We start from the raw sequence: 25,582 nt of genomic DNA on the forward strand, positions 1-25,582 counted from the left end.
ACGCTGACTGTACTATATTAATCGTTTACACTGTTATATTTGAAAATGATACAGTACGTATTACTTTTATAACAGAAACTATTTATTGAGTAAAGAAATAGCCTTTTTTGGCAAAAAAAGAAGTTATTCTACAAATTAAGTTTGCAAAATAACTTCTGATCAATCTTTTTGAAGAGAACAAGATATTACTCTTGTGTCTCAATTTCAGTTTCAACTACTGGATAAGCCAAAACAGGGATACCATCTTTAACGGTATCAATCACGAACGAGCCGTTAGAATAACGATCGGAAAGTGGGTGTTCGCCCATCGTTAAAGTGAACTTCTTTCGGGTCGTTGTCTGGACAATTAGCACCTTATCCTTTGGTGCAGTTGTCATGATTTGAACGCGATGTGGGTTACGCTTTAATTCACGGAGTAGCAACATCCCCCGGCGAGCACGAGTTGTCTTCGTAATCTCCTGGGCGTTCATTCGTTTTAAAGCCCCCCGTTGTGTAATGATCACCACTGGTGTTGCCTTATCAGGTGAAACTAAGGCCAAATTAACCACCGAATCATCATCCTTCAAAGCCATTGACTTGGCTCCACTTGCCTTAGCGCCCGTTACCGGAACCTCACTTAAAGCATAACGCAGTCCGTAACCATGTTGACTGGCCAAAAAAACATCAAGGTTAGTCTCTGGCAAAACGTAAATAACGTCAGTAACGTCGGCCGAACTTGTTTTTAATTTAATTGCTTGTGCCGCACGTGTTTTATAAGTTCGCGTTGGTGCAAAATCCTTGAACGGTGTTTGCTTAATGTAGCCATCCGTCGTTGCTAACACAAAGTTACCCGGTTGCTGAAGATCAGAAAAAGCGAAAGTTTGAATTATCTCTTCATCAGCGTCCAAACCAATCGTTTGTGAAATGTGTTCACCAGTATCCTTCCAGCGAACATCAGCCAGTTCATAAACCGTTCGGTAAATAAAATTACCCTTGTTAGTGAACAGCCAGAGATGGTCTAACGTACTGCAGACTTGTTGGAAAATTAAAAAGTCATCTTCTTTAAGGCCGTTGTCATCATTCGTCGTTGAATTATATGAGCGTAAACTGCTACGCTTCAAATAACCATCATGACTTACGGCAACGATAACATCTTCTTCTGGAACCAAAACTTTAGTATCGATCTTAATATTCTCTATCTCAGCCTGAATTTCACTTAAACGCTTCGTACCGTAATCTTTCTTAACTTGGCGTAATTCCTTTTTCAAGACCCTTGCTAATTCGCTTGGATCATTTAGAATTTGCTGACAATTTTTGATAATTTCGGCTAAACCTGCTTGTTCTTTACGTAAGGCCGTAATATCGGTATTAGTTAAGCGATACAACTGCAACGAAACAATTGCTTCGGCTTGAGCTTCCGTGAACGCAAAGGAGGTCACCAAATTATCTTTGGCGTTCTTTTTATTTTCACTTTGGCGAATCACCTTGATGACTTGGTCCAGAATTGACAAGGCCTTGATTAATCCGAGAACAATGTGTTGCCGGGTTTGCGCCTTCTTCAGGTCAAATTGGGTCCGCTTCGTAATAATATTGCGTTGGTGCGCCAGATAGGCCTCTAAAATGGGTTTAAGCCCTAATTGCTCCGGCCGTTGTTTATTAATCGCAACCATATTGAAGTTATACGTAATTTGTAAATCAGTATTTTTCAATAAATAATTCAGAATTCCCTGTCCGTCGGCATTTTTCTTAAGTTCCACCACAACGGTCATCCCGTGACGATCACTTTCATCCCGAACTTCGGAAATACCATCAACCTTTTTTAATAGCCGTATTTCATCAATCCGTTTAACTAAAACTGCCTTATTAACTTCATAAGGTAGTTCGCTGACCACAATCTGTTGGCGGCCACCGCGTAGTTCTTGAAAGCTTGTTTTTGAACGAACAACAATCCGCCCTTTTCCAGTTTCGTAGGCCTGGCGAATACCGTCTAACCCCTGAATAATGCCTCCAGTAGGGAAATCTGGCCCTTTGACGTAAGTCATTAGTTTATCTAATGACGCCTGGGGGTTATCGATTAAGTAAATTAACGCATCAATAACTTCGGTCAAATTATGTGGCGGAATCTCCGTTGCGTAGCCGGCAGAAATTCCGGACGCCCCATTAACCAGTAAATTAGGAAAACGTGCTGGTAAAACGGTAGGTTCTTCCTGGGTATCATCAAAATTGAGCACCCAATCAACGGTATCCTTATCGATATCTTTTAATAATTCGCCCGCTATTTTACTAAGTCGTGCTTCAGTGTAACGCATTGCGGCAGGTGAATCACCATCCATTGAGCCATTATTACCGTGCATATCAATTAATGGTGCCCGAAGTTTCCAGTCCTGGCTTAAACGAACCATGGCCTCGTAAATACTTGAATCGCCGTGGGGATGAAAATTACCCATGACGTTCCCCACTGATTTGGCCGATTTACGAAATCCCTTATCGTAGGTATTACCATCTAGGTTCATTGCGTAAAGAATTCGTCGCTGAACGGGCTTTAGGCCATCCCGAATATCCGGTAGAGCTCGTTCTTGAATAATGTACTTTGCGTAGCGGCCAAAACGGTCACTCATAACCTCTTCAAGCGTTAATTCTTGAATGTTTTCTTGATTTTCACTCATTAAATTTCACCACTCACTTTATTTACCTTTATCAAATAAATCGATCTCTTTCTCGGCTTCCTTAACTGATCCAGAATGGCCAGTTGTCTTTGTCTCCAGAATACTACCTTCTTCTTCCATTGAAAATTCAACGTTCTTTTCAATCCATTTCCGGCGGGGTGTGACCTTATCGCCCATTAAAGTGGTCACCCGGCGTTCAGCTAAGGCAGCGTCGTCGATCCGAACGCGAATTAACGTCCGCGTTGCCGGATCCATTGTAGTTTCCCACAATTGATCGGCGTTCATTTCCCCAAGACCCTTAAAGCGCTGTAAATTAAAGCCCTTACCAAAGATTTTAGTTTGAGCCGCTAATTCCTCATCGGTCCACGCGTAACTCATCTTAAGGCTCTTACCGCTACCCTTTTGCAACTTATAAAGTGGCGGTAAGGCAATATAAACGCGGCCAGCTTCGATTAATGGCTTCATGTAACGGTAAAAGAAGGTCAACAGTAAAATTTGAATATGCGCACCATCGGTATCCGCATCGGTCATAATAATCACTTTGTTGTAATTACTATCCGCAACGTTGAATTCCGGTCCGACACCAGCACCAATCGTATAAATCATCGTGCTAATTTCTTCGTTCTTTAAAATATCGTCCATTTTGGCCTTTTGCGTGTTAATAACCTTACCTCGTAATGGCAAAATCGCCTGAAATTTACGATCACGGCCTTGTTTAGCGGAACCACCGGCAGAATCACCTTCGACTAGGTATAGTTCATTGCGTTTACTATTGCGCGATTGGGCCGGCGTTAACTTACCGGATAACAGACGCTCGGTCTTTTTCTTACGCTTACCATTCCGACTATCGTCCCGGGCCTTACGTGCCGCCTGCCGGGCATCCCGGGCCTTAATTGCTTTTTTAACCATCATTTGACCAAAATCGCCATTTTCAAGTAGGTAATAGGCTAATTTTTCACCAATAACGTTATCAACGGCGGCTCGGGCCTGCGGTGTCCCTAATTTACCCTTAGTTTGGCCCTCAAACTGTAAAATCTCTTCGGGAACCCGAATTGAAATAATGGCCGCTAAGCCTTCACGAACATCAGAGCCTTCTAAGTTCTTATCCTTTTCCTTTAATAAGTTCATCTTCCGGGCGTAATCGTTGAAGGAACGCGTTAAGGCCGTTTTCATACCCGCCTCATGGGTTCCACCGTCGTTGGTACGAACGTTATTAACAAAGGACAAGATGTTTTCGGAATAGCCGTCGTTATACTGGCCGGCAAACTCAACGTAAATACCATCCTTAGTTCCGGTGAAATCCATAATTGGCCCTAAGACATCCTTATCTTCGTTTAGGTAACCAACAAATTCTTTAATACCTTCTTCGTAATGAAAAATTTCCTGTTGGCCCTCGCCACGCTCATCCGTAAAAGTGAATTTAACCCCACGCAACAAATAAGCCGACTCACGAATTCGTTCCGCCAACGTTGCAAAATTAAAGTTGATCGTCGTAAAAATAGTGGCATCAGGCTTAAAGGTAATTGTTGTTCCATTTGGCTCCCGGGTTTTACCTAATTTTTTCAACGTGCCTACTGGCTGGCCACCATTATGAAACTTCTCCTGAAACCTTTGACCATCGCGAACAACTGTCGCCGTCAAGGTTTCGGATAAGGCGTTAACCACGCTAGAACCAACACCATGTAATCCACCAGAAGTTTTATAACCACCTTGGCCAAACTTACCACCGGCGTGAAGTACGGTTAGGATAACCTCAATCGTGGGAATGCCTGAAGAATGCATCCCGGTTGGCATTCCACGACCAAAATCACGAACGGTAACGCTATTATCCCCGTGGATTGTAATATCAATCTCTTTACCAAAACCGGCTAATGCTTCATCAACAGCATTATCCACAATTTCATAAACCAAATGGTGGAGACCTTTGCTGTCCGTTGAGCCAATGTACATACCTGGTCGCTTACGAACAGCCTCTAAACCCTGAAGTACTTGAATTGATGAATCATCATAGGTTACTTTTTGCTGTTTCATTCAAAAAACTCCTTGATTTTTAAAATTATACTGGCAACTTAAAGTTATGTTTCCGTGAAAATGACTGTTACAATAATTACGTAACAGTCATTCTCAAAGTAAACTAACTATCAAATTTTTAATTTATAGTGTTAAGTCACTATCATACCTTATTAAATTAATGCTAAAAAGTCAAAAAGGGAACGTATATTCGATAATCTATTTTAACACATTTTTTACGCCTTGTTTGGCGAAACCAGTCGAAACATGCTAAAATACACTAAGTTTCTCACTAGCTTAGTAACGACATTGAGGGGGACTCCGTCGTGACTTTAAAAATAATTATCATGTTTGTATTAGCCTACCTACTTGGATCAATTCCTTCTGGTTTATGGGTTGGGCGTCTTTTTTTTCATAAGGATATTCGCAAACTTGGCAGCGGCAATATTGGGACCACCAACACGTTCCGCGTCCTTGGTAAAAAAGCAGGCATCGTCGTTTTATTTATGGATATGTTAAAAGGAACCTTAGCGGCTTGTCTGCCGTATTTCTTTCAAAGCTTCAGTCACCCACTGTTTAATCCGTTAATTGTTGGTGTGGCCGCCGTTATCGGCCATTCGTTTTCGATTTTTAATCACTTTCATGGTGGTAAGGCAGTTGCGACTAGTGCCGGTATGGTTCTAGGGTACAATCCATTATTCTTTGCACTAAGCTGGCTTGTCTTTGGTAGTCTTGTCTACTTTACCCGCATGGTCAGCGTTGCCAGCACGCTGGGGATGATTATTTTAGTCATCCTATCCTTATTCTTCCACGACAGTGTCTTAACCATTGTTGCGGCAATCTTAATGGTCTTTATCATTTACCTACACCGCGACAATATTAAACGAATTAAAAGTGGAACGGAAAGCAAAGTGCCTTTTGGCTTTCATTACCATAAACCGAAATAAACATTATCATTAAAACAGTCAAAATAAAAATAGGGATTGCGGCAAAATCAACTTTTTGCTGCAACCTCTATTTTTATTTAAAATGCCCGTTGTTGGTGAACCGTAATCATAAATTTACCGTTAAACGTTTCATTAGCCGCCAAATGGTTAATGCCCATTTTTTCAGTTAATTCACCACTAGCCGCAATATTATCGGCGATTCCCCACCATGGTTCGATGCAAACAACGTTACCCGTGACCGGATACGGTGACCAAATTCCCGTATACGGCGCATTAGGAACGGTGACCGAAATTGCGGATTTGTTTTGATCATTTTTTAGCGTAAATGTATTTTGTTGGTGCAACTCATAAATCAGCGCATCATCTTTAAATAGCTCATGGCTAAGATCATGATCTGTATCGGTGGATGCTAACGTCTTATGTTCAGCGTCGTTATAAGCACCAAGCAAAGGAATCTGCACGCGCGTTTTCTTTGGATCATAACTGATGTAGTAATCCTCAAATGCTGTATCGGACGTTAATGGAATCTGAAAGCCAGGGTGTCCACCCACTGAGAAGTAAAGATCGTTAGTTGTTGGATTATGAACCTGGTAGCCCACGATTAGCTGATTATCCAATAATTGATAATTAACGGTTAATTCAAAAGCAAAAGGAAATACCTGCCGCGTTTGCTCGTCATCCGTTAATTGTAAGCTGACACTAGCCGCCTTTTGTTCAACCACCATAAAATCCTTATCCCGGGCAAAACCATGTTGCGTCATGTGATAAGTCTTACCTTGATAACGATATTCATCGTTTTTTAAGCGACCAACGATGGGAAATAAAATTGGTGCGTGGCGGCCCCAAACTTTTGGATCAGCCTGCCAAATGGCCTCATTACCAGAATCCTTTGAAATAAGGCTGATTAGCTCGGCACCATGTTCCTTAAACGTTGCCTTCAAAAACTCATTTTCAATACTTACTGTCATTGTGTGCTCCCCCTTGGGCCGTGTTTGAAAATTAGGCCTGCTGGTATTTTTCTAATTATTTTAATGGAAACGCGTTTGAAAAGTAGCTTTCTTCGCTGACTGAGTAGAATCTACCCACTTATTCAAACACTCCCTGCTACAAAATGTAACGGCTTAAATCAGTATCCGCCACAATATCACCGATTTTATCGTTGACGTATTGCTCCGTAATCGTGATCTCGCCCATTTCCATATCTGGGCCTTCGTATAAAATATCCTCAAGTAATTTCTCTAAAATTGTGTGCAAACGGCGGGCACCAATGTTTTCCGTTTCGTGGTTAACCTGATAGGCAATCGCAGCAATCCGCTCAATGGCTTCTTTGGTAAAGGTCGTGTGGATATTATCGGTGCCAATTAGGGCCATGTATTGCTTAATTAAGGCATTATTTGGTTCCGTCAAAATACGTACGAAATCTTCAGTCGATAAGTCGTCCAACTCAACCCGAATGGGGAAACGGCCCTGTAATTCAGCAATTAAATCGCTGGGTTTGCTGTCCGAAAAGGCGCCAGAGGCAATGAATAAGACATGGTCCGTATTAATCGTGCCGTATTTAGTCGTAATCGCCGAACCTTCAACAATGGGCAGAATATCCCGCTGAACACCTTCACGGGATACTTCACCACTATTTTTTTGACCAGTTGCAGCAATCTTATCAATTTCATCAATAAAAATAATACCCGTATTTTCCGCACGTTGAATCGCTGCGTGATAAATATCCGCTGCGTTCACTAATTTTTCGGATTCTTCCCGAATAAAGACTTCCCGGGCTTCTTTAACGGTTACCGTCCGGCTGATTTTCCGTTTTGGTGTTAACGCACCTAAGGTTTCGGATAAATCGATCCCCATTTGGCCCATCATATTGTTATTCATCGCAACGGCCTGCTTAGGATCATCCATTTCAATCGTAACTTCACGGTTTTCTAACAAACCACGATCTAATTGTTCTTTAACAGAAAGACGTTGGTCACGAACGTCATCCGTAACTTCTTCGTTGTTTTCCGGTGTTGCAGTTGGATTCTGGCCATTTTGCATTGCTGTAAAAGCACTCATTAAATTCTGGAATTGATTCGTTTGATTCTGTTCCTTTTTAACTCCAGGAACCAGCAATTTGACCAAATGCTTATCAGCCTCACGGGCCGCCTCACTCCGAACAGTCTTGTACTGTTCGTCCTTTTCCATTTCAATCGCAACATCAAGTAGGTCCCGAACCATCGATTCAACATCGCGGCCAACGTAACCCACTTCAGTAAATTTAGTTGCCTCAACTTTGACGAATGGCGCCGAGACAATCTTAGCTAAACGCCGGGCAATTTCGGTTTTACCAACCCCAGTCGGTCCGATCATTAGCATGTTCTTTGGGGTGATTTCTTCTTGCATCCCCTTAGAAAGCTGCATGCGCCGGTACCGATTACGTAATGCGACTGCAATTGCCTTTTTAGCATCATTCTGGCCAATCACGTATTCATCTAATGCTTGAACAATCTGTTTGGGTGTTTTTTCAATTTCTTGCATAATTAAACCTCACTTTTATAATTCTTCGCTAATAATGTGGTGATTGGTGAAAATATCAATGTCGCCGGCAATACCGATCGCCGTTTCAGCGATTTCTTTTGCGGACATATCCTTTGCGTGAACGGTTAAAGCCTTAGCTGCGGCCAAAGCGTAGTTACCACCTGAACCAATGGCCAAAATATTATCATCGGGCTCGATCACTTCACCACTACCAGAAACCAGTAGTAATTGGTCTTTATTTATAACAATTAACAGTGCCTCTAACTTCTGTAATGTTTGGTCGGAACGCCATTCTTGGGCCAACTGAACTGCCGCCCGGGTTAAATTACCGCTGTATTCATTTAACTTTTTTTCAAACCGATCTTCTAAATTAAACGCATCGGCAACACTGCCGGCAAAACCGACAACGACTTCATTATTGTAAATTCGGCGAACTTTTCTGGCGGTACCTTTCATGATGACACTTTCGCCCATTGTCACTTGACCATCACCGGCCATTGCAAGGTGGCCGTTATGTTTAACTGCACAAATCGTAGTTGCTTCAAATTTTGGTGCTGTCATTTTATTAACTCCTTTAAACTCTCTTATTTGGCGCGGGGAAAATATTTCCGGTAATCTTGCTGTAAATGCTCGGTTGTTACGTGGGTATAAATCTGTGTTGTGGATAAACTACTATGCCCCAGTAATTCCTGTACCGTCCGCAGATCAGCACCATTGTTTAGCAAATGGGTTGCAAACGTATGGCGCAACATATGCGGGTGAATATCCGCCGTTAAACTACTTTTTTTAATAATTTGGTTCAATATATACTCAATTCCAGCAGCCGTCAATTTTTTGCCGTAATGATTAACAAACACATAATCATGTTCAACGTGATACTTTGCCATTAGTGGCGTGCGGCAATCAGTTAAATAGCTGTCTAACGCCATTGCCGCAAATTGACCAAAAGGAACGTAACGATCCTTATTGCCTTTACCATGAATTAACATCATGCCAAGATCAAAATCAACGTTGGCCAAGGTGAGGTTAACGCACTCACTGACCCGAATTCCAGTGGCGTACAAAACTTCTAATAGCGCCGAATTACGTAGGTCCAACGGTTGATCACCCTTGGCGGCATCAAACAAAGCCGTCATTTCTTTTTCGTAAAAGAATTGGGGTAAGTGGGCGTTATGCCGCTTTAATTGGACGGTTGCAAAGGGATTATCCGCCACTAAATCATTTCTAACTAAGTAATTATAAAATGAACGTAGACTAGAAATCTTTCTTGAAACTGAGTTACGGCTATATTTAACTTCATATAAATGGCTCAGATAGGTCCTTACATCAAATAATTTTATCGCTTTCAGTGAAGTCACGCCACCATTTGATTTCAAAAAATCAATAAAGGCCAAAATATCTTCTTTATAGGCCTTAATCGTCTCCGGACTATAACGCCGATCAACTTCTAAATACTGAATGAATAGGTCCAGCCAGCTTAATTCAAGCAAAAAAATCCCTCCAACCTGATTACATTAACTGTAGCATACAGGTTAGCGGATTTAAATGTTGGGCCTTTAAAGTTTTTGTGAAAATTCAGCTAAAGTTGCTAACGAACGATCAGCCAATGTTTGATTGCGTAATTTTTTATCGCGAATTTTATTAGGTAGTGCTTTAAAAATCCCGAAATTAGCGTTCATTGGTTGAAAATGTTTGGCGGACGCATGGGTAATGTAATGTGCCATTGCTCCCATGGCCGTCTCCGTTGGAAAAGTCAGTAGTTCTTGATCATTGGCAAAGCGGGCGGCATTAATGCCCGCAACTAAGCCACTAGCGGCACTTTCAACGTATCCCTCAACGCCAGTCATTTGACCAGCGAAGAAAAGATCTTGCCGGCGTTTAGACTGATAAGTTGGTTCCAACAAATCAGGTGATTTCATAAATGTATTACGGTGCATCACACCATAACGGACAAACTCGGCCTGTTCTAACCCAGGGATTAACCGGAAAACACGCTTTTGCTCGCCCCATTTTAAATGGGTTTGAAAACCGACAATGTTGTACAGGCTGCCAGCAGCGTTATCCTGCCGTAGTTGAACAACTGCGTAAGGCATTTTACCAGTCTTGGGATCTTCCAAACCAACTGGCTTAAGAGGGCCAAACAACATGGTTTTAATGCCCCGTTTAGCCATAACCTCAATTGGCATACAGCCTTCAAAGAATTTTTCCTTTTCAAAGCTGTGGGTTTCAGCCGTTTCTGCGGTCACTAACGCTTCATAAAAAGTCTCGAATTCGGCTTTGGTCATCGGGCAATTTAAGTAGGCGGCCTCACCTTTATCGTAACGGGATTTTAAATAGACTTTGTCAAAATCAATCGAGTCCTGATTTAAAATGGGCGCCGCTGCGTCGTAAAAATAAAGGCTATCACTATCATTCAAAGCCTGAATTTGTTTGGCCAAAGACTCTGAGGTTAAAGGACCAGTGGCCACAACCGTTGGGCCTGCGAGAAATTCAGTGACTTCCTCAGCATGAACCGTGACGTTAGGCAACTGCTTGATTTTGGCCGTGATCTGTTCGGAAAAAGGTCCCCGGTCAACGGCCAAGGCACCACCGGCTGGCACTGCATTAGCATCGGCCGAAGCCAATACAACTGAATCCAAGCGGCGCATCTCTTCTTTAAGTAAACCAACCGCGTTAGTTATTTGATTAGCCCGCAAAGAATTGGTACAAACCAGCTCGGCAAAGTCACCTGTATGGTGCGCCGGCGTCAGCTTAACCGGGCGCATTTCGTATAAATCAACGTGCAGGCCACGCTTTGCTATTTGCCAAACTGCTTCACTACCAGCAAGCCCAGCACCAATCACATTAACACTTGGGGATGTTGTCATCTTAGAACCTCATTTCTATTTTTGAACGGCTTCTTCATAATCACCGTTTGGACAAATAACCTGTTTGCCACCTTTAATTTTCTTTTCAACTAGGTAATGACCGTCTTTCGGACAATCACGCCCAACTGGCTTATCCCAAGTCACAAAATCGCACTCAGGATAACGACTGCAACCATAGAAAATTCGGTTTTTCTTTGATTTACGTTCGACAACTTGACCCTTATGACATGTCGGACAAACAACGCCGATTTCTTTGACGATGGCCTTGGTATTACGGCAATCAGGGAAACGACTGCAGGCGTAAAACTTGCCGTAACGGCCTAATTTAATGACCATTGGTGCGCCACAAATATCACAGTTAAAGCCAGCCAATTCGTCCTTGATTTGAACTTTTTCAATCTTAGATTCGGCGGAAGTGACTTCTTTTTCAAATGGTTGGTAAAATTCATCCACTACCTTAATCCACTTCGTCTTGCCTTCTTCAATGCTATCCAAATCATTTTCTAAACCAGCAGTAAAATCAATGTTAACAATATCGGGGAAGAATTCGACAATAATCTTATTAACGATTTCACCTAATTCAGTTGGCTCAAAACGTTTGGTGATCAACCTGACGTAATAACGCCGTTGAATCGTTTCAATTGTTGGTGCGTAGGTTGATGGGCGGCCAACACCGTTTTCTTCCAAAGTTTTAATCAAGGTTGCTTCAGAATAACGTGCCGGTGGCTGGGTAAAATGCTGATTGGGATCATTTTTAACTAATTTAACGTGATCGCCTTCAACTAAATCAGGCAACATATTATCTTTTTTATCCTGATTGCCTGGTGCATCATAAACCTTAGTGAAACCAGCAAACTTCATCTTTGAGCCATTTGCCCGGTAAGTGACGCCATTTTGTTCGATGGTAACGGCCATCGTATCCAAAATAGCCGGTGTCATTTGACTAGCCAAAAAACGTGACCAGACTAACTTATACAGCTTCATCTGATCTTTATTCAAAACGCCCTCTAAGCTCTTTGGTGTCCGCTTAACTGACGAAGGCCGAATCGCTTCATGGGCATCTTGGGCGCCCTCTGGATTCTTGGTTTTACGAATCTTCAAGGCCGCGTATTCTTCACCATAGTTGTCGTGTAAAAACTCACTGGCCTCATGGCGGGCAATGTGCGAAACTCGCGTGGAATCAGTCCGCATGTAGGTAATTAAACCAACACTGCCCTGACGGCCACCCAAATTAATGCCTTCATACAGCTGCTGCGCCACCATCATTGTTTTCCGTGTCCGGAAATTCAAACGCCGAACTGCTTCTTGTTGCAGTGAACTAGTTGTAAATGGTGCTTGGGGGAAACGTTTGCGTTCCCGCTTAGTTACTTTGGTAATATCAAAATTGGCCCTGGGTTTAATCCGCTGTAAGATATCCTTAGCAGCATCTTCATCACTTAAAGCTAACTTTTTACCGTTTAAGCCGTAGAAACTAGCATCAAATTTATGCGTGCCTTTTTTGAACTGTGAATCAATCGTCCAGTATTCTTCGGGCTTAAACGCCTTAATTTCGTTTTCTCGATCAATAATAATTTTCAGCGCAATTGATTGGACTCGGCCAGCACTTAGGCCTTTTTTAACCTTTTTCCACAGTAACGGTGAAATTGAATAGCCAACTAGGCGATCCATAATTCGTCGTGCCTGCTGAGCGTCAACTAGGTCCATATCAATGCTACGGGGTTCCTTAAAGGCATTCTTGACGGTGTCTTTAGTAATCTCGTTAAAAGTTACCCGATTTTTATCCTTTGGGTCTAAACCTAAAATATGAGAAACGTGCCAGGCAATAGCTTCACCTTCACGATCGGGATCAGAAGCCAGGTAGACGCGCTCCGCTTTTTTAGCGTATTTTTTTAAATTTTTAATGGTATCGCCTTTACCGCGAATGGAGATGTAGTGTGGTTCGTAATTATTTTCAACGTCCACACCCATTTTACTTTTTGGTAAATCACGAATATGGCCGAGGCTGGCAACCACTTTATAGTTGCGGCCTAAATACTTTTCAATCGTCTTGGCTTTAGACGGTGATTCCACGATCACGAGGTTTTTATAGGCCATGACAATCCCCTTTCGATTCGTCTTTTTTTAACTCAACGAAGTCGCTAAACATCATATGCCATTATTAATAGTTTTGTCAACTTTCAAAAACTTTTTCCTACTATATATACTCAGAAATACTGTAATTCTTCCCAGATATCGCGGACGGTTAAGGCTGGTTTTGCGCCGGCCAAAATTAATTCATTACACCCGGCGGATAAGGGTGCCATGATCGAACCTGGAACGGCCAAAACGGAACGATTTTCCTGTAGCGCTAGGTTGGCCGTAATCAGACTGCCACTGTGGTGCCGGGCCTCGGTAACACACAAGGCGTGACATAAACCGGCGATGATACGATTACGCTGGGGAAAATGGTACCGTTCTGGCCGACTTCCTAGCGGGTATTCAGAAAGAACTAATCCGTTTTGGGCAACTTGGGCCTGTAACTGCGCATTTTGTTTGGGATAATAGGTATCTAACCCAGTGCCGATCACCGCAATCGTTTGACCGCCGCTGGCCAAGGTCAATTGGTGGGCGTAACCGTCGGCGCCCTGAGCCAAACCACTAATAATTGTGCACTGGACCTTGATTAAACTAGGTAAAAAATTCTTAAGTACTTGCGGCGTATAACTAGTAGCTTGCCGCGCACCAACAATTGCTAAACAAGTGGTCTGCAGTAGCGCAAGATTTCCTTGGTAAAACAGGACAGTTGGCGGTTGATAAGTTTCCCGTAGTCGCTTTGGATAGGCCGCATCAAAAATTGTCAAGTAGTCCTCCCCTTGTTGACAGCAACGGGCTAAATGCGCCTCCGTTCGAAAATCGGCAATAAAGCGGCTACGGTTAGCGGCTGTCAATTTAGCCAACGTGGCCAGTTGAGTTGTTTTTAAATGATTACAATCAAAATCCGCGGGTAACTTGGCCAATAGTTTTGCCAAGTGGTTTTCGCTGGCCAAACCAATGCCCTGGGCCAAATGTAATTGTAAGAGTAATTCACGTTTTTGCATTCCAAAAAACTCCTTTAACGGGATTTATTAATAATCTACGTAAAGGAGTTCTTAAAGTATTATAAATATTTTTTGACGGGGGCAAAACTTTTTCGGTGCGCTGGCGTAATGCCATATTTAGCAAGGCCCGCCAAATGTTTCTGCGTTCCGTAACCAGCATTTTGGGCCAGATCATAACCTGGATAAGCACGATCATAGGCAATCATTAACCGATCACGAATGACCTTGGCAACGATGCTGGCGGAAGCAATACTGATGCTTTTCGCGTCACCTTTATACATGCTAGTAGCGGGAATGCCAGTGTCCACTTTAACCGCATCAATTAACACATAATCTGGTCGAACGGCTAAATCGCGAATTGCCTGCTGCATCGCCAGCTTAGTTGCTTCAAGAATATTTACGCGGTCAATCACTGCAACATCACTCACGCCAACACTGACTGCCACGGCTGTTTCAAGAATCTGATTGTACAACTGCACTCGCTTATGGGGCGACAACTGTTTGGAATCGTTAACCTCCAGCACGGCGAAATCATGGGGCAAAATCACGGCAGCCGTAACCACAGGACCAGCTAGTGGCCCGCGTCCAACCTCGTCCATCCCAGCAATCAGTGGGTACTGGGGCCATAGTTGATCTTCAAAATGGCGCTTGCTCAAAAAAGTCGCCAATTGCTGCTTTTGCGCCGCTTGTCGTTTAGCAACCTGCTGCAATAATTGTTGCACACCTTTACGGGGATCAGTTGCCAAGCCAGCCAAATAATCCGCTGAAGGATCCTGCAATAATTTTTCACGAATCGCCTTAATTGATTCCTTAGCCATTAATTTCATCACCTGGGGTGTCTAGGGTGTAGCGACCTAATTTATTTTTACGGATCTCGAGAATTAGGCGTTCACTGGCACGATCAAAATCATCCTTTAAACCCATTCTTTGCGTTATTTTAAGCAATAAATCAGCCGTCGATAAATTCAGATCTTCAGGTGCCAAGCGATAACGTTCCAGCAGCAACTGGGGATTGGTAGCCTTAAAGTGATCCAAAGCGTACAAGGCAACGTCGTCCGCGTGGTAAATCGAATCCTTAATCGCACCGGTTAAGGCCAATTTTTTTCCAACCAAGGGATCCTCAAACTTGGGCCACAAAATTCCTGGCGTATCCAGTAACTCCATATTTTTACCGGCCTTCAACCACTGCTGCTTCTTCGTCACCCCAGGACGATCGCCAGTTTGAGCCACATTCTTTTTAACTAAGCGATTTAGGATCGTTGATTTACCAGCATTGGGGATGCCAATGCAAATAGCCCGAATCGGCTTGTTCTTAATGCCCCGCTCATGTTGCCGTTTGATTTTATCGTGTAAGATCTGTTGGGCCATCTTTTCAATTTGCTGAACGCCCTTATTGTGCTGGGAATCCAGCGCAATTGCCGGCAGCCCGTTAGCCGTAAATTCCTTAATCCAAGCGGCTGATTGCACCGGATCCGCCAAATCGGCCTTATTTAAAATCATTAAGCGTGGTTTTTGCTCAATAATTTTATCTAAAATTGGATTCCGGGATGAATTCGGCGTTCGCGCGTCAACAATCTCTAAAACAATATCAACCAAGTGCAGGTTCTCCTGAACTTGCTTTTTGGCCTTGGCCATGTGCCCGGGGTACCATTGAATCGTTGCCATGTTGTGTAACTCCTTTTTACCAAGGCTTTAAGCACCCTGATTTTTCTTTTTGGGAAATTAAGTAACTTTTGAGTATCTTTTTTTTTTACCCAATTTATTACCTACTTAATGTCTATCGACTAACTGCCACCGCTAAGTTATTCTGTATGGCATTTTTAAGTGTATAAATTCCATTATCAATTTTTCTAAATGTTGAGGTACACGCGGCCGGGACAAAAGTCCTAGCCACTTACCATTTCAGGGTATTATTCCAAAACTAAAACGTCGCCAAAACAACCTTTATCCCACAACCTGCTCGTTAGAACTGAACAACGAATGTGGCGAAAACTGTCGGGAATGGCGTTTTTCTTCCATTTGAACGCATATTTCTCTTCAAAAATGCATGTTTTATCCTTTTTGAACCACAAAAGGACAAAAACAGAGCCTAATTGGCTTGATCTATTTTACCATCATTATGATTATTTTGCTGTAATTCTCAAATAACTATATTGCCTCTAATAGAAAAATCATTCTTGGACTAGGAAATTAATTGACTATAAATCTACCATTATAAATGATTCATTCAAAAGATTATCTATAAAAATAGGTAACCTTTTAAAATCCTTTTTAACCCAAATAAAGAGTGAACCTGTAGAGTTGTAGATTGTATCCAACTCGATAGTTCACTCATAAATCAATAATTAAATTCAGGACAGCTAGTTGAAACACTAACACAAAGATATTTTAGCTAACGGATTATTTTTTAACCGCTGCTAGACCTTTTTATGCAGGTAGAATTTGAAAATAGGGTATTTTCTAAATAATGCTCATCCAGTTTACTTTATTTTTGTATCATCCGCGTCAGTCAAATAAGAGATTTTCTTCTGAGCGTCTAAATCAGATAACCGTTGCTCAAGACTCTTACGGATTTTGGTGTAAGCATCACTTCCCAACGCTATTCGCAAAGGTCCTTCACCACGATCTACACGATAAATGATTTGCTCGGCCATTTTCCCGGGATCACCAACAATTAATCGTTTCATCCGTTCCGCATCCACAGCAGACACTTGTCCCGTTAAGAGGTTCATAAATTTACCAACTTGCGTATCCTGATAAGCGTCCATGGTCTTTCCAACTGAAGCCTTTTTACCGGCAAAATTAGTTCGAATTCCACCAGGTTCCACAATCAAAACTTTAACGCCAAATGGCTCAACCTCTTTTGATAAAGCCTCAAAGGCACCTTCAATTGCCCATTTTGAAGCACTATAAAGCCCCATTGCCGGCTCAGAATATTCTCCCGCCATACTAGCAATTTGAACGATTTGACCATCGTGCTGGTGACGTAAAAATGGCATAGCCGCTCTAGCTACCCGCAATGATCCAAATACATTTACCTGAAACAATCGTTGAATTTGTTCATCGCTCACTTCTTCAACCGCGCCATATAGGCCGTAAGCAGCATTGTTTAAAATAACATCAATTGATCCAAAATCATTAAATGCTTGCCCGACAACCTCACTAATCTGATCTGGATTTGTTAAATCTAACTGATATTGTCGTAGCTGAGGGCCGTAATTCTTTTGGATTTGATCTAAGGCACCCATTTTACGTACCGTTGCGGCGACTTGGTCACCACGTTCCAATAACCGCTTCACTACTTGTGAAGCCAAACCGCCCGTTGCACCAGTAATAAACCATGTTTTCAAATTAAAATTCCTCCGTTTGTTTAGATTCTTGCCAAATAAGGCCAAGGTGTATAATAGCTCAAATACAGTAACAGTCTAGTGATTGATGCCTTACAATTCAATCAAATAAGGGGCTGCTGTTACAAAAGGAGGAAAATTGTTATGGCCAATCAATCTAATAGTGAACAAACCCAACTCACAAAAGAAAGTCTGTTTAATGCTTTAATGCAGTTAATGACCTTTACGGATCTCAATGATCTTTCTATTTCAGCGGTTACCCGTAAGGCAGGGGTCTCACGGATGGCCTTTTACCGACATTACAATATTTTGGAAGATCTGATCTCCGAACATCTTAACGATATTATGGCCGATTATCAGGCACGGCTTACAAAAGGCAAGATTAATAATTACGAACTAAGCTACACCTTTTTTGTTTGTTTTCAGCCGCACCTACAATTCATTCTCAATCTCCAACGATCACGATTAACTGGCATGTTATTTGATAAATTGGTCAGTTTTGTTGTTGCTTTTTCTGAATCCATCGTTTGTGTCGAAGCGTGTCCTGGCAAAGTTGCAGACTATAATATTCGCTTTGTAGTTGGCGGTTTTTTCAGTACCCTTCTAGCCTGGAGTCAAACCGGAATGAAAGAAAGTGCTGAACAAATGGCGACGCTTGTCAGTGCTGAGCTTGCAAAACATATTTCAGGTATCGTGAATACTCGGACTCAGTAAGCACTAAAAAACACACAAGGAAATTTTTCCACCTCTTCCAGCGGTGACGTATGCCCGAAAAAGTATGTATTCATAATTAAATTTGGTTGGTTTTTGTACAACATTTAATTAGAATATAGATAAAATAAGAACAAGGAGATGTAATTATGGATACCAGTGAGCCAACGCCAACATACACACCATCAAACTTTCGTAAGTACCAATCAAAATTACTAAAGCAAGTTGCCCAAAGTAATAGACCAATTCGAGTAACCATCCCGAATAAAAATTCTGGTCCTAATCAGGATTTATTTGTGATCAGCGCGACCGACTTTGCCGAATTTCAAAAATTAAAAGACGACTTTTACTCGCAAATTGATAACGAAATTGGTGCTATCGCCGACAAAATTTCCCATAAGAAAACTTCCGACCCACGAATAGTTGCGGACTGGTTAAATGAGGATTAATGATATTTCCAGAGTGTTCGTGGGCTACATTAATTCGGTGGAAGGAAAAACAGTCCCAGTACTAATTGTTAAAATCAAAGGAAATTTTGTTTTGGCGTTTAAAATCACATCCCAATTTGCTCGTGGATCGGAGAAAATAAAAGCAAATTACTTTAAAATAAACGATTGGCAACAGGCCAGTTTAAGTAAACAGTCTTGGATTGATACCAACATTGGTCCGCTAGAATTCCCAGCAAAAATGGTAACAATCCCCTTTGGCCGTTTGACTGAAAAAGATCGGGTTAGGTTCCATGATTTCTTAAGCAAGCATTCAAACAAAAAAGTCTAATTTGGCTTCCGGTATTATTTTTGATCGTATTTAGATTTCTTCAGATAAAGGATTCCCGCCAGTAACAGTAAAATGATCAGGCCTGCCCTTATTACCCACAAACTAATCAGAGTACCGAAAACAAGCCTAATTATTCCGTAAATGGACCTATTAAAAATCAACGCTAAGCCAATTGCTATTATTAATAGTGGCATCAGACTAACCTACTTTCATTTTTTTGACACACATGGTAAATTAATATTGATTTCGAAAACTTTCCGTGGAAGGTGTGGCCAGGATGGAAAATGAAACTGAGAATCAGATTGCCGTCTCGCTTGGAAAAAAGATTGCACTGGAAAGAAAGCTAAGGCGGCTTTCACAACAACAACTGGCCGAAAATATTTGTTCCCAATCGATGATTAGTAGCATTGAAAAAGGAATTTATATTCCTAATGCCGTGCTTTTATCACGAATTTGCGCCAAACTTAAAATTTCCATGGATAATGCAATGCTCAGTAATTATCCAGAAATAGACGGTCTGGATCAATTTAACGCCACGATCAAAAACCTCTGCAATCAGCATAACTATGCTGGTATGCTAAGCTACTTAGATACTGCTGGCTTAGCCGATCAACTTTTCAAAAACGCGGATTTACAGACTTATTACTACTATTATGGTGTTGCAACGGAACAATATTTAAACGATACTAAGAATGGCCTACGTTATCTTCGCCTAGCCTATAACTATACTTTCACAGCACAGAAAAAAGTGGTCACACCAAATGAAATTCTGATTCTGTCCAGTATTGCTTATTTAGAGACAAAGTTTTCTCATAACAAGACTGACTTTAAAAATGGATTTGCCGATTTCAATTCCGCGCTTACCTTTATCGAAAATAATCAGGTCACTAACTATGATGAAAACAGTAACATTCTTTTTTATCAATTTGGCTTACGTTTACTGGAGGCAAAACAATACTCAGAGGCGGTCACAATTATCACTAAGGGCATTGCTTGGACAACTGAGCACGCCTCATACTACATGCTTGCGGATTTATTTTTTCTCTTAGCAAAAACGCACGAAATACTAGAAAATCCGACCGCGGCCAAACTAGCGTTAAATAAAAGTCAAACACTGGCCGACATTTTTAAAGTAGAAACCTATAAATTCTAAAAAAGTATCACGCTTAAGGCTCTAAAATTTAAGTAAAATTCTCCCGTGTGCAGGCCCATTTTTAGAAGCTAAATGGGCCTTTTTTACGTCCGTAAACTCATACTGGTGCTGGATGTAGGCAGTGATTTCCCCAGCGGCCAGTAATTTCAATAACTTTTTGTAGCCACCAATACCGATAGTGCCATTACTAAACTTGAAAGTTTGTTGTGCCTTAGGTGGATTAAAACTGGACAGTGATAAAGAAAAAATGTTTAAGTTATCGTAAATATCAGTAATCAATTGCAATAAAGCAGCACTGCCAACTGTATCAATGATTTTAGTTGGGGCCACCGTGGCCTTTAACTGCGCGGCCAATTCCTCTTGGTAGTTTAGAACAATATCGGCGCCAACAGATTTAACGAAATCAAGGTTGCCAGGACTGGCCAAGGCAATTACTTGAGCACCGGCTAACTTTAGAAGCTGAATCAAATACGTGCCAACACCACCAGACGCACCAGTCACTAAAACAGTGTCCTTAGAAGTCACATTAACTGAATCAATGGCGTGTAATGCTGCATCTGCCCCACCAATCAGGGTTACCGCAGCACTCAATGGCACATTGTCTGGTACCTCAAAAATCAAAGGTGGCAACTGGGAGTTAATCATTTCCGCGGCCGCTCCGGTTGGCTGCGCACCAATCACTTTTTTACCAATTAAATTTTTATCACGGAGTAATCCCACCTTTTCAACAATTCCACCAAAGGCATAACCAATCACCATTGGCAACTTCACTGGCCGAATGTCTTTTAGCAGTCCGTATTCAGTCATCCAATCATACGGCAGAACTGGCGTATATTTATTTTTTACCAACACTGATAATGGCGTCAGTTTGTTGATATTGCCCACTTCAATTTGAAGATTATCAACCCCATTGAAATCCCGCTGAATAATTCTTTTCATTTTAATCACTAGCCTTTCATCACTTTAATTCGCATAATTTTTATTCAAATAACTTTGAATAAGCTAACTATACAAAACGGCCAGGTTAAACAAAAATAAGAGTTCTGATAATTTGTCATTTCTAACGCAAACTTTCAACTCTGGTAATGATTTTAAAATTTAAGCAGATAACCTCAATAATGGTCAAACAACCATAAAACCATGCTCAATTAAACGATCGTAACCAAAAAAAGAGAACCAATTAAAAGACAATTGATTCTCCCAAAAAGCTTATCCGTAACCAACAAGGCGTTAGCTACTTATTTAAACAGATTTTCTTTAACTTTTTTCTAGATTTCAATTTGATTATTTCCAATCATAATCAGTTTGATCTTGCAGGCCGTTTCCGGTAGCCTTATCAAGCATGATTCGTTGTTCAAAGTGAGCCACATTGCGCTTAGTTTCTTTAACCATATCTGGGTTGACCGAAACGTAGTCAATGCCACTTTGAATTAGGAAGTTTGTGAAATCTGGGTATTCTGAAGGTGCTTGACCACAGATTGACACAGTTTTGCCGTCTTTGTGAGCGGTTTCAATTAGGTGCCGAATAGCACGTTTAACGGCAAGATTTCGTTCATCAAAGAGACTGGCAACCGTATCGTTATTCCGATCGCAGCCCAGAATTAGCATCGTTAAATCATTCGATCCAATTGAATAGCCATCAATGAATTGGTTGAATTGGTCGGCGAGAATAATGTTGGACGGAATTTCCGCCATCATATAAACTTTGAAGTCCGCCGAACGAATTAATCCTTCGTTGTGCATAATCGTGGTGACTTTTTCAGCTTCAGCGACTGTCCGTACAAACGGAATCATGACGTTCAGATTCTTCAGGCCAAATTCATTGCGGACCTTTTTAACCGCTGCTAATTCAAGCTTAAAGGCATTGATATACTTAGGATCGTAGTAACGCGAAGCTCCTCGCCAGCCTAATAAATCGGCAGGTTCATGTGGTTCATATTTCTCGCCACCCTTAAGGTTTCGGTATTCACTTGACTTGAAGTCTGAAAGCCGCAGGATAACAGGTCGTGGGGCCATTGCGCGAACAACTTTGGCAACGCCGTCGGCCAACTGATTGACCACCTTTTCCGGGTGACCTTGTTCAATTAAATATAACGGATGTTCGTGAATATAAGTGGTCCAGAGAAATTCTTCCCGCATCAAACCAATCCCATCGGCTGGTAAGGAAGCATACTTATCAGCTAATTCGGGATCACCGAGATTCATCATCACGCCGGTAGCGGTTGGCGCAAAGGTTTCCGCAACCACGGCTTGAGCAGTTGCTGGTGCGTCGTCTGGCTTGAGCATGCTAGCAACCTTACCATGATAAACGACCCCGTTTTTAGCATCAACGGTTACCACATCGCCATCTTTAAGGGCATCAGTTGCCGCAAGGTTCTTACTTCTAGTTCCAACGATACAAGGAATCTGCATTTCTCGGGAAACAATCGCCGCGTGACAAGTCATCCCGCCATTATTAGTAACGATTGCCGCCGCCTTTTTCATAGCTGGAACCCAATCCGGTGAGGTCATTAGCGTCACTAAAACTTCGCCCGATTTGAATTGATCAATGTCTTTCGGATCATCAATAACGTGAACCACACCGCTGGCTAAACCAGGACTAGCTGGTAAACCACGAACGGCAACTTTGGCATCAGCTGCTGCAACTACGTTATCCGCGTCATCCTCAGCAGATTTCTTCTTATTGCGCTGTGACCAAACAGTTTCGGGCCGTGCCTGCACGATCCATAGCCGTTTGGTATTAGCATCCAAGGCGTATTCCATATCCATGTAGCAGCCGTAATGCCGCTCTATTTTCAAAACGTAGCCGGACAACTCAATCACTTGCTTATCCGTCAGTGCTGGTTGCTCCTGCAATTCAGCAGGGACGGCTTGCTCTTTGGTTCCGCCATCGGGAAGTCGAACTAATTCAACGGATTGCTTAATGATGTTTTTCTCAACAATTTTTTTCGATTGTTTGTCGATTACAAAGTGGTCTGGTGTGACCTTGCCTAAAACAATGTACTCGCCTAAACCATAGATGGCGTCGATCACGATCTTTGTGTCATCACCATTGGCAACGTTAACGGAAAACATCACGCCAGACGCCTCAGAAAAGACCATCATCTGAATTGCTGCTGAGAGAGCTACCTTTTCTTGGGGGAAATTCTGTTTGTGGCGGTAATAGGTTGCCCGGTCAGTAAAGAGTGAAGAATAACACTGCTTGACTCGGTCAACAACGTCCGCGGCCCCTTTAATGTTCAAATAAGATTCTTGCTGGCCGGCAAACGAAGCATCTGGTAAATCTTCAGCCGTTGCGGAAGATCGAATCGCAACAAACGGATTGTCCTGCCCGACCTTTTTAGCCAGTTCAGCGTACCCCTGCTTGATATCAGACGCCAAATCATCTGGCATCTTGGCCCCAACAATCAAATCACGAATCTGCTCACAAGTTGCGCGCAGTTCATCCGAATTTTCATAATCTTTAATCCCATCAAGCAAAGCATTAACTTTATCATTTAATCCCGTTTGGTCCATAAAATAACGATAGGCCCGCGCAGTCGTAGCAAAGCCGTATGGCACTGGAATATCCATTGAGGATGTCATTTCCCCTAGTGACGAAGATTTACCACCTACTAGGTTAACATCTTCACGGTGCAATTCATTAAACCATAAAACATTTGCCGTATCCCGACTACTCATGAAATTACCTCCCTGTAATTAATCACTTTAATTTTATTGACTGCAAACATCAGGTTTCTGATGAAAGCGATTACGTCAATATACTTCATTATAGTTCAACTTCGCATAAAGGGGAAGTGATAGTATCATTACTGTACAAATAAGCCGTGCTCAGTACCGGAAGCACCAAGAATTAATTTTTAGCAAAGAATTTAAATAGTTAGGTAAAAATATGATTTTACTGCTCAACCACCCCAAATTTTACCCAACAAAATGTGCTTCTTCAGGCCAAACAAAAAAGCCCGATTTCAAGGGCTTTTTGTTAATTAACTTTGCGACACAAACGAACCTCATTAACAGAGTGACAACTCAATGGTTTCACCCACTAAATCACTACATAGGTAATCTCCGTTAAAGTTAGTCGTTATTTTTTCATTTGTGCCAATGCTTTTTCTAATGGAACATCATTTTGACTGATTTTCTGAGTTAAGGCAACTTGCATTTTGTCAATTGTAGCCGGATCAAGTTTACCAGTTTGGGGTAATTTGGCAGTGGCTTGGTAAGCTTTCACTGCTTGCTCGGTTTGCGGGCTAAAGTAGCCGTTTGCTTCGCCTGGGTTCTGACCTAAGGCAGTTAGGGCCTTTTGCAGCGTCTTGATATTGGTATTAACGTCACCTTGTTGGTAAGTTTTCTTGCCGTTGACCACTGGCAGATAGGCGTAACTTGGATAATCGGCCTTCGTCGTTGGCGTTAGGCCTTTTTTATTGATCCAATCACCGTTTGGCGTCAACCATTTGGCAATCGTGATTTTGAATTCACTCTTATCCTTAAAGTTAGTGACGTTTTGGACAGTCCCTTTACCAAACGACTTAGTCCCAACTAATGGGTCGTGGGCCGATTGATTTAAAGCGGCTGAGAAGATTTCGGCAGCCGACGCACTACCGTCATCGATCAAAACGGTAGTTGGTTCGGTAATCTTAAAGCCGCCGTCTTGCTTCTTACTAGCTTTATAAACTTCTGGTTGGCCTGTCCGTGGTTGAACCTTCATGATGGTTTGACCATTTTTAAGGAACATACTAGAAATCTTCAGTGCTTGATCCATTAAGCCGCCAGGGTTGCCCCGAACATCGACAATAAAGGATTTGGCCCCTTCACTCCGTAATTTCTTAACCGCCGTTTTCATTTCCTTAAAGGTTGGGTTAGAGAAAGTCGTGATCTGAATGTAGCCAACAGTTGGTTGTTTCTTGACGATATGGGCGTTAACGGTTTTAACCGGAATAACATCGCGTTTAACGGTGACGTTAAAGTTATGGTCGCCTCGTTTAATCGTTAATTTAACGTCAGTGCCTTTTTTACCCCGAATTTTAGCGACGGCCTGGTTAGCCGTCAAACCAGATGTCGAGTCACCATTGATTGACATAATAACGTCATTAGCCCGTAAGCCAGCTTTTTTAGCCGGACTACCAGCAATTGGCGAAATGATCTGAATGCGACCGCCGGCTTTTTGAACTTCGGCCCCAATTCCTTCAAAATTACCAGAAATTGTGTTGTTGAGATCGCCGGCATCACTGCCCGTTAAGTACTCTGAATAAGGGTCGCCTAAGCTACTAATCATGCCGTTAATGGCCCCATTCATTAACTTCTTTTTGCTGACCTTTTTATAATAATTTTGGTCAATCGTTTGGTAAACTGCATTTAGCTTTTCAAAACCTGCTGGGTAACTCCCAGTTGCTGCCGTTTGGGCATTAAAGTGGGCGGTTAACAAAATCACCGTCCCAAAAACACCAACGACAAACGCTAATACAACTGAACTAATAAAAATAGGCAGGCGAACCTGCCGTTTACGCTTCTTCTGTGCCATAACTTGC

20 protein-coding genes are annotated in these 25,582 nt (G+C 42.0%); 5 read left to right on the forward strand and 15 right to left on the reverse strand.

The window, feature by feature from the left end:
* Nucleotides 1-185 precede the first annotated feature (185 nt).
* Both parC and parE read right to left on the reverse strand, forming a co-directional pair.
* The gene (parC, locus tag EKM98_RS04250) at nt 186-2,645 is read right to left on the reverse strand and encodes a DNA topoisomerase IV subunit A (RefSeq protein WP_125980791.1); all 2,460 of its coding nucleotides are present in this window, start codon (nt 2,643-2,645) and stop codon (nt 186-188) included.
* A gap of 18 nt (nt 2,646-2,663) precedes the next feature.
* Nucleotides 2,664-4,676: a DNA topoisomerase IV subunit B gene (parE, locus tag EKM98_RS04255; protein ID WP_125980794.1), complete on the reverse strand. Its 2,013-nt coding sequence runs from the start codon at nt 4,674-4,676 to the stop codon at nt 2,664-2,666.
* A gap of 305 nt (nt 4,677-4,981) precedes the next feature.
* Here parE and plsY point away from each other — a divergent pair, with 305 nt between their 5' ends.
* Nucleotides 4,982-5,602: a glycerol-3-phosphate 1-O-acyltransferase PlsY gene (gene plsY, locus EKM98_RS04260; protein ID WP_191983365.1), complete on the forward strand. Its 621-nt coding sequence runs from the start codon at nt 4,982-4,984 to the stop codon at nt 5,600-5,602.
* Between the two features lie 77 nt (nt 5,603-5,679).
* Here plsY and EKM98_RS04265 read toward each other — a convergent pair whose 3' ends face one another.
* From EKM98_RS04265 to EKM98_RS04310, 10 genes are all read right to left on the reverse strand, one after another.
* The gene (locus EKM98_RS04265) at nt 5,680-6,570 is read right to left on the reverse strand and encodes an aldose 1-epimerase family protein (protein WP_125980796.1); all 891 of its coding nucleotides are present in this window, start codon (nt 6,568-6,570) and stop codon (nt 5,680-5,682) included.
* A 136-nt stretch (nt 6,571-6,706) separates the two neighbouring features.
* A complete protein-coding gene (gene hslU / locus EKM98_RS04270; protein ID WP_100071166.1) occupies nt 6,707-8,122 on the reverse strand; it encodes an ATP-dependent protease ATPase subunit HslU in 1,416 nt (471 codons plus the stop codon).
* Between the two features lie 15 nt (nt 8,123-8,137).
* The gene (gene hslV, locus EKM98_RS04275) at nt 8,138-8,683 is read right to left on the reverse strand and encodes an HslVU peptidase proteolytic subunit (RefSeq protein ID WP_125980798.1); all 546 of its coding nucleotides are present in this window, start codon (nt 8,681-8,683) and stop codon (nt 8,138-8,140) included.
* A 23-nt stretch (nt 8,684-8,706) separates the two neighbouring features.
* Nucleotides 8,707-9,612, reverse strand: coding sequence for a tyrosine recombinase XerC (gene xerC, locus EKM98_RS04280; protein ID WP_125980800.1), 906 nt, complete (start codon nt 9,610-9,612; stop codon nt 8,707-8,709).
* A 66-nt stretch (nt 9,613-9,678) separates the two neighbouring features.
* Entirely contained in the window at nt 9,679-10,989 is a 1,311-nt protein-coding gene (gene trmFO / locus EKM98_RS04285) for an FADH(2)-oxidizing methylenetetrahydrofolate--tRNA-(uracil(54)-C(5))-methyltransferase TrmFO (RefSeq protein WP_125980802.1), read from the reverse strand.
* A gap of 15 nt (nt 10,990-11,004) precedes the next feature.
* Entirely contained in the window at nt 11,005-13,083 is a 2,079-nt protein-coding gene (topA, locus tag EKM98_RS04290) for a type I DNA topoisomerase (protein WP_125980804.1), read from the reverse strand.
* A 110-nt stretch (nt 13,084-13,193) separates the two neighbouring features.
* Nucleotides 13,194-14,066 carry a DNA-processing protein DprA gene (dprA, locus tag EKM98_RS04295; RefSeq protein WP_125980806.1) on the reverse strand — a complete coding sequence of 291 codons (873 nt, stop codon included), beginning with the start codon at nt 14,064-14,066 and terminating at the stop codon, nt 13,194-13,196.
* Between the two features lie 59 nt (nt 14,067-14,125).
* Nucleotides 14,126-14,884 (reverse strand): ribonuclease HII, encoded by a 759-nt coding sequence (locus EKM98_RS04300; RefSeq protein ID WP_125980808.1) that lies wholly within the window; start codon nt 14,882-14,884, stop codon nt 14,126-14,128.
* On the reverse strand, nt 14,877-15,731 hold the full coding sequence (gene ylqF, locus EKM98_RS04305; protein ID WP_068224154.1) for a ribosome biogenesis GTPase YlqF: 855 nt from the start codon (nt 15,729-15,731) through the stop codon (nt 14,877-14,879). The genes EKM98_RS04300 and ylqF overlap by 8 nt, the downstream gene beginning before the upstream one ends.
* An 815-nt stretch (nt 15,732-16,546) precedes the next feature.
* Complete coding sequence (locus EKM98_RS04310) at nt 16,547-17,416, reverse strand: SDR family oxidoreductase (RefSeq protein ID WP_125980810.1); 870 nt, start codon at nt 17,414-17,416, stop codon at nt 16,547-16,549.
* Nucleotides 17,417-17,557: 141 nt separating this feature from the next.
* Here EKM98_RS04310 and EKM98_RS04315 point away from each other — a divergent pair, with 141 nt between their 5' ends.
* The 4 genes from EKM98_RS04315 (at nt 17,558) to EKM98_RS04330 (ending at nt 20,054) form a co-directional block, all read left to right on the forward strand.
* Nucleotides 17,558-18,127, forward strand: a complete 570-nt coding sequence (locus EKM98_RS04315; protein WP_125980812.1) for a TetR/AcrR family transcriptional regulator — start codon at nt 17,558-17,560, stop codon at nt 18,125-18,127.
* A gap of 146 nt (nt 18,128-18,273) precedes the next feature.
* On the forward strand, nt 18,274-18,573 hold the full coding sequence (locus tag EKM98_RS04320; protein WP_125980814.1) for a hypothetical protein: 300 nt from the start codon (nt 18,274-18,276) through the stop codon (nt 18,571-18,573).
* Nucleotides 18,574-18,664: 91 nt separating this feature from the next.
* Entirely contained in the window at nt 18,665-18,901 is a 237-nt protein-coding gene (locus EKM98_RS04325; protein WP_125980816.1) for a hypothetical protein, read from the forward strand.
* Between the two features lie 277 nt (nt 18,902-19,178).
* Nucleotides 19,179-20,054, forward strand: a complete 876-nt coding sequence (locus tag EKM98_RS04330) for a helix-turn-helix domain-containing protein (RefSeq protein WP_125980818.1) — start codon at nt 19,179-19,181, stop codon at nt 20,052-20,054.
* A 21-nt stretch (nt 20,055-20,075) separates the two neighbouring features.
* On the opposite strand, the gene EKM98_RS04335 is transcribed toward EKM98_RS04330, so the two are convergent.
* The 3 genes from EKM98_RS04335 to EKM98_RS04345 all read right to left on the reverse strand — a co-directional run bounded on the left by EKM98_RS04335 (nt 20,076) and on the right by EKM98_RS04345 (nt 25,575).
* The gene (locus tag EKM98_RS04335) at nt 20,076-20,993 is read right to left on the reverse strand and encodes a quinone oxidoreductase family protein (RefSeq protein WP_125980820.1); all 918 of its coding nucleotides are present in this window, start codon (nt 20,991-20,993) and stop codon (nt 20,076-20,078) included.
* A gap of 345 nt (nt 20,994-21,338) precedes the next feature.
* Nucleotides 21,339-23,735, reverse strand: coding sequence for a phosphoenolpyruvate synthase (gene ppsA / locus EKM98_RS04340; protein WP_125980822.1), 2,397 nt, complete (start codon nt 23,733-23,735; stop codon nt 21,339-21,341).
* Nucleotides 23,736-24,138: 403 nt separating this feature from the next.
* Nucleotides 24,139-25,575: a S41 family peptidase gene (locus EKM98_RS04345; RefSeq protein WP_125980824.1), complete on the reverse strand. Its 1,437-nt coding sequence runs from the start codon at nt 25,573-25,575 to the stop codon at nt 24,139-24,141.
* Nucleotides 25,576-25,582 lie beyond the last annotated feature (7 nt).

Source organism: Loigolactobacillus iwatensis, assembly GCF_003950295.1.
Lineage (GTDB): Bacteria > Bacillota > Bacilli > Lactobacillales > Lactobacillaceae > Loigolactobacillus > Loigolactobacillus iwatensis.